Here is a 9030-nt window from a genome sequence, read left to right on the forward strand (position 1 = left end):
GAGACACTTTCATGTCTCGTCTAAAATACTATTTTTATTCAGTTGCGTCAGTAAAATAACGACGCATTTGAGAAGTGACATTGTGACTCATAATGATTTTACCGTAGTCATTCAAGTACACTTCAGTTTTATCTGTTGGATAAGCAAATTCTAACAATTGACTATAACTATCATTAATTGTCTCTTGATCTACATTTTCATCAAAATGGATAGCATAATAATATTGTGAATCAATCATGTAAAGTAAATCTTCAAACTCTACTGTACTTTGATTGTTGTGATAAGCATAATTTATTACTTGCTCTAGATCTTCAAATTTAACTATGACAGTACGCATACTTGCTTGTTTACGCTGTCTTTGAGGTTGTTCTTGTTGTGCTTTCTTTTGTTGATCGCGTTGTTCAAATATATTTTCTACATTATCTTCACTTTCAAGTGTTTGAGCTAGAAGTTCATTTACTTGGTCATCAAATTGATCAAAATGATTATCATCAGCCATATTCATAGCTTCTTCATTTTTAGACTTAGAAATAGTCACTTCCACACCCTTTTCAAAGGCATGTACTTGAATCCATAATGGACCTTCAACAACAAAATCTTCTTCTTCATTGATTTCATCCATCATAGACCAAAAGAATTCTTCTCCACGTTTGCGGTTTGTCCATAAATCTTCACGACTAAAGCCACGCGCTTCTATATCGCTATATGTTATAAACAATTTAACTGTTGTATCATCTACGCGTTCTATTCTCATATCATCTCACTCCTTACAGTCGATGAATAGTAACCATATTGTATTAGAACGTGACTTAAATTACAATCTATTTGTTTGATTAAATTTAACTATATTTTTATGAGGTTCTTATAGTGTTATATTCCCCATTTTCATAGGTAAAAAACAACCATCTATGACTCAATTCAACTTCTATAATATACAAAAAACAACACCATTTCAAAAATAGTGTTGTTGTAATATCTTTTAGTAAAGTGATTAAATCACATAGTTATTAAAGTTATTAGTCAACCAAACGTTGAGCTTCTTGTAATTGGAACGTACGGACTTTTCTTGGTAAGAAACGTCTAATTTCATCTTCGTTATAACCAACTTGTAAACGTTTATCGTCTAAAATAATTGGACGACGTAGTAAACCAGGATTATCTTGAATAATTGAGTATAAATCTTGTAATGGTAAAGAATCAATATCAACATTCAATTTTTGGTATGTTTTAGAACGAGTTGAAATAATCTCATCAGTTCCGTCTTCAGTCATTTTTAAAATTAATTTAATTTCATCAATTGTTAAATGTTCAGAAAAAATGTTACGCTCCGTATATGGAATGTCATGTTCTTGTAACCATGCTTTCGCTTTACGGCAAGATGTGCAACTTGGTGAAGTAAATAATGTTACCATACATCTCACTCTCCTATAATTGGATTCATTCGTTATTTTTAAATATGTTATAGATTAAAGAAATTTATGTTTCTTTCGCTTTCTTAACCTTACATTTTACATTATACCCATCTAACATTAAAATTAAATGAGAAAATCCTAATTTTTCTGAGAAATTTTGAAATAATTCAAAATAGTCTCTCAAAATATTTCAATGCTTAAATATACATTCATCTTAACACAACTTACATTTTAAAGAAATACTGTTATAATGATATGTAAATATTATTTGAGAAAGTAGGCATCTTATATGGAAACATTATTTTCAGGCATTCAACCAAGTGGTATACCTACAATTGGTAATTATATAGGTGCATTAAAACAATTCGAAGAAATTCAAAATGACTATGAATGTTTCTTTTGTATTGTTGACCAACATGCTATCACAGTACCACAAGACCGCTTGAAGTTACGTAAACAAATCAGACAATTAGCTGCGATTTATTTAGCATCAGGCATTGATTCTGATAAATCAACACTATTTATACAGTCAGAAGTACCAGCACATGTCCAAGCTGGATGGATGCTCACTACAATCGCTTCAATCGGTGAATTAGAACGTATGACACAATTTAAAGACAAAGCGCAAAAACGAACTGACGGAGTACCAGCAGGATTACTTACATATCCACCTTTAATGGCAGCTGATATCGTTATTTATAATACAAATATTGTTCCTGTTGGAGAAGATCAAAAGCAACATATGGAATTAACTCGTAACTTAGTAGACAGATTCAATAGTAAATATAACGACGTATTGACTAAACCAGAAATTCGTATGCCTAAAGTCGGCGGACGTGTTATGAGTTTACAAGACCCTACTAAAAAAATGAGTAAAAGTGACGATAACCAAAAGAACTTTATCTCATTATTAGATGAACCAAATGTTGCAGCTAAAAAAATTAAAAGTGCTGTCACAGATTCCGATGGTGTTATTAAGTTTGATCGTGACAATAAACCAGGCGTTTCTAATTTATTATCTATTTATTCAGGACTAACTAATGAAACAATTAAAGATATTGAAGCGAAATACGTTGGAGAGGGTTATGGTAAATTCAAAGGTGATTTAGCAGAAATTGTAAAATCATTCTTAATCGATTTCCAAGAAAAATATGAATCTTATTATAATTCTGATGAACTAGATGATATCTTAGATAAAGGTAGAGACAAAGCTCAAAAAGCTTCATTTAAAACGTTGAAAAAAATGGAAAAAGCTATGGGCTTAGGACGTAAAAGATAAATTATTATCGAAAATTAATTTTCCATTCAAAGTGTTTATACTTTGAATGGTTTCTTTTATATCAAAATTTCATAAAGTATTTTAGGGGGGAGCTATTTTGTATCAATTTAGAAATGCCAAAATAGAAGATTTAGAAGAAATCTTAATTATTGAAAACCAAGGTTTTACACCAGAAGAAGCAGCAACAAAATCAGCTTTAATAAAAAGAATTGAAATGATTAATGATACATTTATTATCGCTGAATTGAATGAAAAGGTTGTTGGTTATATTAATGGACCGGTAATTAATCAACCATTCATTACTGATGACTTATTTGAAAGTATAGATGAGAATCCAACAATTGGAGGTTATGTAGCTATATTAGGATTAGTCGTTGATCAATCACAAAGAAATCAAGGACTTGCTGGTAAATTGCTAAATGAGATAGAACAACGAGCTAAAACACATCATCGTTTAGGTATAACATTAACCTGTAAAGAAGAACTGATACCATTTTATGAAAAATATGGTTACGTCAATAAAGGGGTTTCTAGTTCCCAACATGGTGGTATAAAATGGTTTAATTTAATGAAGGAATTTAAACATTAGTTGATCATAAATGATATAAATTAAATGGCGAAGAAAAAACGTATCAATACGCTTTTCTCCGCCATTTTTAATTTAATTATTTTTTCTTTTTACCAGTTTCTCTATCGATTGATTAACTATTTTCTTTACCTGCGCCCTTTAGGATTAAATGCATCTTTTAAACCTTCACCAACAAAATTAATACTTAAAATAGTTAATGTTATCATTAACGCTGGTGGCATCCATATCCATGGTTTTCCACTAATCACATCACCCTCTTGAGCATCACTTAACATATTTCCCCAAGATGGTATTGCTTTACTAATTCCAAATCCTAAAAAACTTAATCCAGATTCTACAACAATCATTCCCGCAAATGTTAAAGTAGCTTGCACTATCACAACACTTATTATATTTGGTAATAAGTGCTTAAATATAATTTTATGAGTAGGAGTACCTATAGATTTAGCAGCTAAAAAATATTCGTTTTCTTTTTCTTGCATAACCTTGCCTCTAACTAATCTAGCAATACCACCCCAACTCAAAATGATAATTACAAATACTAAAATAATCGCTGACCCGTATGGATTTTTAATCTTATCACCTAAAGCTGCATTTAATACAATTGCAAATATTAAGAACGGAAACAGCATCACAAATTCAGTAATTCTCATCATTACAGTATCAATAATGCCACCAAAGTACCCAGATAATGTACCTATTGTAATACCTATTATTAACATTCCTAAAGTTGAAATTATTCCTATACTTAAGGAAATTCTACCGGCATAAAGCAATCTGCTAAAGTTATCTCTACCACCTGAGTCAGTTCCTAAAATATTTTCTAGAGACATGTCACCTTTAATATTCAATAAATCTTGTTTATTTATAGGAAGTGGTGCAATCAATGGTGCTAATATTGAAATAATAATAACAGTTATCAAAAAAAATAAAGATATCATCGCAATTTTGTTATGATAAAACTTATTTAATGCAATTTTAAAAGGCGATTTTGACTTTTGATTCATAGTTGTCCCCCTTGTTAATTACTTCTAATTCTAGGATCAACTAAACCATATGTTATATCTGATATTAAATTTCCAAGTAATCCTAAAAATGAAAAAAATAAAGTTAAAGCCATCATTAGTGAATAATCTTGCCCAGTTACTGATTCTAAAAATAATTTTCCAACTCCATTATATGAAAATATAGTTTCAGTTATAACTGCTCCTCCAAGAATACTAACTATATCTGCACCTAAAAAGGTAATTATAGGAATCAAAGAATTTCTTAAAATATGTTTAAAGTAAATTTTATTATCTGACAATCCTTTTGCTCTAGCAGTTAATACATAATCCTTTTTAGAGTTCTCAATTATGTCGTTTCTTAGATATTGAATATAACCAGCCGTAGATAGTAATCCGAGTGTTGTAGCAGGTAGTATTGTATGATATAACTTACTGAGATAGTAAGCTAATGAACCTTCTTCTAAATTGATATCGACCGAACCTTGAAACGGGAAAATATGAAAATTAAATGCAAAAAGAAAAATTGCAAATACACCAGCAATAAACGATGGAATGGCTAACATTAGATAGTTAAATACTTGTATTGAATAGTCTCCAATACTATAAGCATATCTTCCAGAATATATTCCTAAAGCAAAAGAAATTACATAAGTAATAATTAGTGACACTGTTCCTAATAAAATAGTGTTAGGTAATCTTTCTTCTATTAAGTCAAGAACAGGCCGTTTATATTTTATGGATTCTCCAAAATCTCCATGTAGAATATTATTAGCCCATCTTATGTATTGAGTAGTTATTGAATCATTTAAACCCAGTTTTTCTCTTTGAGCTTCTATTGCTTCTTGTTTTACATTTGGTCCATGTTGCCCAGAAAATGGATCTCCTGGCTGAATAATAGCTAATGCAAATACAACCATTGATATTAAAATTAATAACGGTACCATTAGACCAAGTCTTTTTAAAATTAATTTAAGCATTAAATCCCCCCACTTTCGGATAGAAACAAGCTACTTGATGTCCTTTTATATGTTCTTTTAATTTAGGCATTTTTTCTCGACATATTTCTTTTACATATGGACATCTAGTTTGAAACGGACAACCTTTTGGTGGGTTACTTGGAGAAGGTAATTCTCCTTTCAACAATTCTCTTTTCTTTCTACTAGAATTGAATTGTGGAATTGATGATATTAATGCTTGAGTATAAGGATGTAAAGGTCTGTTGTAAATATCTGAATCAGAAGCTATTTCTACAATATGGCCAAGATACATTACACCAATAACATCACTTATATGCTTAACCACACTTAAATCATGAGCTATAAATAATAAACTTAGATTAAATTCTTCTTGTAAATCCTTTAAAATATTTAATACTTGTGATTGAACTGAAACATCTAAAGCACTAACAGGTTCATCTGCAATAATAAGTTTAGGTTTTAATGCAATTGCTCTAGCGATACCCACTCGTTGACGCTGACCACCTGAAAATTCATGTGCATACTTATAATAAGCATCTTCATTTAAACCCACACATTTTAATAAATGTAACACTTCAGCTTTTACATCATTTTTATTTATCTTTTTATAGTTCAATATTGGTTCAGCAATAATGTTACCAATCATTTGCATAGGATTTAATGAAGCATAAGGATCTTGAAAAATGATTTGAAAGTTTTGTCTAGCTTCTCTTAATTTTCTCCCTTTTAAATGTGTGATATTTTCCCCATCTAAAATGATGTCACCTGAAGTTACGTCTTCTAAACGTAAAATAGACTTTCCTATTGTAGATTTTCCACAACCAGATTCTCCTACTAAACCAAATGTTTGTCCTTTTTTTATATGAAATGAAACATCATCTACAGCTTTGACAAATCTTTTTTTATTAAATATTGAACTTTTAATTGGGTAGTATTTTTTAAGCTTTTTTACTTCTAAGATGTTCTCCATAAATTACCCCTCACTTTTATTGTCATATAAATGACAACGTACTAATCTATCCTTATCTTTCATAAATTTTGGATGGACTTTGTCACAAATTTTTATTTTTTCAGAACATCTATTTGCAAAACGACAGTGGTTATGACCAAATTCTAAGATAGAAGGAACAATTCCTTCTATTGTATCTAGACGTTCTTTAACTTCATCAAGTTTTGGTAATGTGTTTAGTAGTTTTTTAGTATATGGATGTTTAGGTCTTACAATAATATCTTCCAAATCACCATACTCTACAATTTGACCCGCATACATTACCATCACCTTATCACAAAATTCTGAAACAACACTTAAGTCATGTGTAATTAAAATAATTGCCATGTTATTTTCTTTTTGGATTTGTTTTAATAGTTCTAATATTTGAGCTTGTATTGTTACATCAAGGGCAGTTGTTGGCTCATCGGCTATTAATAGTTTAGGTGAACAACATATTGCCATTGCAATCATTACTCTTTGTCGCATACCGCCTGAAAGTTGATGTGGATAGCTATTTAATATTTCATCTTGTCTAGGTATACCTACCTTTGTTAATAAATCTTTAGCCTTTTCATACGCTTCTTTTTTAGATAAACGCTGATGTATTCTTATATTTTCAATAATTTGATTTTTTATTTTAAATACAGGATTCAACGCAGTCATTGGCTCTTGAAAAATCATAGCAATATCATTACCACGTAATTTATTAAATTCTTTAGCATTAAAATTATCAATTCGTTGACCTTCAAATATAATTTCACCATGTGTTATTTTAGAAATTTTCTCAGGTAAAAGATTAATAATAGATTTACTCATGATTGATTTACCACAACCCGACTCTCCTACAACTCCTAAAACTTCACCTTCATTTAATTTAAAAGTTATGTCTTCTACAGTTGGATGCCAGCTATTATGTATTTTTAATGATGTTTCTAATTCATTAATTTCAAGTAATTCTTTTTTCATACTGTCCCCCTAAAAAGCAACCTCGACACAATGTCGAGGTTGCATAAGATTAATTATCTTTTGTCATTTTATACAATGGTGAATCATTTCCAAGTTCTATATCGTAGTTTTTCACTTTATCGTTAGCGATACTAATAGATTTTATTTGTAAAATTGGCAACGCTGGTAACTCTTCATTCATATATTTTTGCCATTTAACATAAATATCTTTACGTTTTTGTTCATTGTTTCCAACTTTATTAAAGTCTAACGCATCATCTAAATACTTATCTGATTTAGGCATTACTGTTCTCATTTCATTTTGTGGTCTATCAGTATGGTATAAGTCTGACGGATCTGGATCAGTACCGCCTGTCCATGATCTGAAGTAAACTTCCATATTTTTAGAAGCATTAGCTAAATCATCATTATATTTTCCAAATTCCACCATTTTTACTTTCGTCTTTAGTCCTACTTTTTCCCAGAAATCTTTTATTGCAGCTGTTCTTGGTTCAAAAGTTGGGTTTGTTCCTGCATAATGTTTTAAATTAATTTCAAATGGTTTACCTTTCGGATCTTCTCTAAATCCATCCCCATCTTTATCTTTATATCCTAATTTATCTAAAATTTTCTTCGCTTTATCTGGATCATAATTATAGTGATTTAATTCACTATCATTTGCTGCAATCCAATGAACAGAAGGTACGAAAGTATTTAACTCAGTGCCATATCCTTGGAAAAATGCATTTATACATTTTTTTCTATCAAATGCATAAAGTAATGCTTTTCTTAGTTCTTTATCCTCATATTTAGTTCTAACTTTTCCAGTTTTGTTTGTAGCTTTATCATAATCATGAGATACGAATCCTATAAATGCATAATCAAGTCCTGGTGCTGATAGAACTTTTAATTTCTCTTTTGACTTTTTAGCTTCTTTAGCCATACTACCAGTTGCATTATTTACTAAATCTATATCTCCTTTTTCTAGTGCTTTTATCATCTGTGGTTGATCAATAACCTTTAATTCTATTTTATCTAGAGCAGGTTTGCCTTGCCAATAATCATCAAATCTTTCAAGTTGCACTGCCTCTCCTGGAACAATTTTCTTAACTTTATAAGGACCAATACCAATAGGGTATTTCCTAATTTTATCCGATTTAGCTAAATCTTTTACAGGAATATCACCGACATATTTTTTACTCAATAATGCGTCACTAGGAAATCCTGTTAAATAATTAACTTTTTTCTGATCAAAAGTAACTTCCATAGTATAATCATCTATTTTTCTAATACCGCTTATTGAGTTAGCTTTACCTTCATGTTTTTCTTTAGCACCTTTTATATTTTCAACACTTGGATAATATGATCCGTCATAATCTTTATCAGCTAAAACCTCTAAAGTGTATATCCAATCATCTATTTTTAGTTCATTTCCATCATGCCATTTGATTCCTTTTTTTATTTTAAATTCAATTTTTTTACCAGGATCTATATCTTTCCATGAGGCAATATATGGTTGAGGTTTAATTTTTTTATCTATTTTTAGTAGGCCTTCATTAAAATAATTTACAACTTCAGAATCACTAGCATCTGAAGATAATATTGGAGAATAGACACCACTTGGTGCATGGCCAAGTCCTACCTTTAAAGTACCTCCTTTATGATTGGAAGTTTCAGTTTTTGAGACGTCTTTATTATTTTCTTCTTTACTAGTTCCACAAGCACTTAAAATAAAAATTGTTGTTAATATAAGTATGAAATACTTAGATATCCTCTTTTTCATAAATTTAATTCCTTTCGTAGATTCTAGTTGTTATTAATGTATTTTAC

9 protein-coding genes are annotated in these 9030 nt (G+C 29.9%); 2 read left to right on the forward strand and 7 right to left on the reverse strand.

The features are described from left to right. Positions 1–34 precede the first annotated feature (34 nt). Entirely contained in the window at positions 35–754 is a 720-nt protein-coding gene (gene mecA / locus CD121_RS10295) for an adaptor protein MecA (protein ID WP_029055569.1), read from the reverse strand. Between the two features lie 262 nt (positions 755–1016). After that, a complete protein-coding gene (spxA, locus tag CD121_RS10300; RefSeq protein WP_002450775.1) occupies positions 1017–1412 on the reverse strand; it encodes a transcriptional regulator SpxA in 396 nt (131 codons plus the stop codon). Positions 1413–1701: 289 nt separating this feature from the next. Here spxA and trpS point away from each other — a divergent pair, with 289 nt between their 5' ends. Both trpS and CD121_RS10310 read left to right on the forward strand, forming a co-directional pair. After that, a complete protein-coding gene (gene trpS / locus CD121_RS10305; protein WP_017637396.1) occupies positions 1702–2691 on the forward strand; it encodes a tryptophan--tRNA ligase in 990 nt (329 codons plus the stop codon). A 97-nt stretch (positions 2692–2788) separates the two neighbouring features. Then, positions 2789–3280, forward strand: coding sequence for a GNAT family N-acetyltransferase (locus CD121_RS10310; RefSeq protein ID WP_107999951.1), 492 nt, complete (start codon positions 2789–2791; stop codon positions 3278–3280). 125 nt (positions 3281–3405) lie between these two features. On the opposite strand, the gene opp4C is transcribed toward CD121_RS10310, so the two are convergent. Genes opp4C through opp4A form a run of 5 tightly spaced genes read right to left on the reverse strand, consistent with a single transcriptional unit; the run spans position 3406 to position 8983 of the window. Continuing rightward, entirely contained in the window at positions 3406–4287 is an 882-nt protein-coding gene (gene opp4C, locus CD121_RS10315; protein WP_029055571.1) for an oligopeptide ABC transporter permease, read from the reverse strand. 14 nt (positions 4288–4301) lie between these two features. After that, positions 4302–5264: an oligopeptide ABC transporter permease gene (opp4B, locus tag CD121_RS10320; RefSeq protein ID WP_126568178.1), complete on the reverse strand. Its 963-nt coding sequence runs from the start codon at positions 5262–5264 to the stop codon at positions 4302–4304. Further along, entirely contained in the window at positions 5257–6234 is a 978-nt protein-coding gene (locus CD121_RS10325; protein WP_119622816.1) for an ABC transporter ATP-binding protein, read from the reverse strand. The genes opp4B and CD121_RS10325 overlap by 8 nt, the downstream gene beginning before the upstream one ends. A gap of 3 nt (positions 6235–6237) precedes the next feature. Beyond that, positions 6238–7221, reverse strand: a complete 984-nt coding sequence (locus CD121_RS10330) for an ABC transporter ATP-binding protein (protein WP_119622817.1) — start codon at positions 7219–7221, stop codon at positions 6238–6240. 49 nt (positions 7222–7270) lie between these two features. Continuing rightward, positions 7271–8983, reverse strand: coding sequence for an oligopeptide ABC transporter substrate-binding protein (opp4A, locus tag CD121_RS10335; RefSeq protein ID WP_126568181.1), 1713 nt, complete (start codon positions 8981–8983; stop codon positions 7271–7273). Positions 8984–9030 lie beyond the last annotated feature (47 nt).

Origin of the sequence: Staphylococcus pasteuri (assembly GCF_003970495.1) — a bacterium.
GTDB classification, from domain to species: Bacteria; Bacillota; Bacilli; order Staphylococcales; family Staphylococcaceae; genus Staphylococcus; species Staphylococcus pasteuri.

Excerpts from the sequence above, each read along its gene's own strand:
- opp4C (WP_029055571.1), bottom strand. The coding sequence starts at position 4,287 with ATGAATCAAAAGTCAAAATCGCCTTTTAAAATTGCATTAAATAAGTTT.
- mecA (WP_029055569.1), bottom strand. The coding sequence starts at position 754 with ATGAGAATAGAACGCGTAGATGATACAACAGTTAAATTGTTTATAACA.
- CD121_RS10330 (WP_119622817.1), bottom strand. The coding sequence starts at position 7,221 with ATGAAAAAAGAATTACTTGAAATTAATGAATTAGAAACATCATTAAAA.
- spxA (WP_002450775.1), bottom strand. The coding sequence starts at position 1,412 with ATGGTAACATTATTTACTTCACCAAGTTGCACATCTTGCCGTAAAGCG.
- opp4B (WP_126568178.1), bottom strand. The coding sequence starts at position 5,264 with ATGCTTAAATTAATTTTAAAAAGACTTGGTCTAATGGTACCGTTATTA.
- CD121_RS10325 (WP_119622816.1), bottom strand. The coding sequence starts at position 6,234 with ATGGAGAACATCTTAGAAGTAAAAAAGCTTAAAAAATACTACCCAATT.
- trpS (WP_017637396.1), top strand. The coding sequence starts at position 1,702 with ATGGAAACATTATTTTCAGGCATTCAACCAAGTGGTATACCTACAATT.
- opp4A (WP_126568181.1), bottom strand. The coding sequence starts at position 8,983 with ATGAAAAAGAGGATATCTAAGTATTTCATACTTATATTAACAACAATT.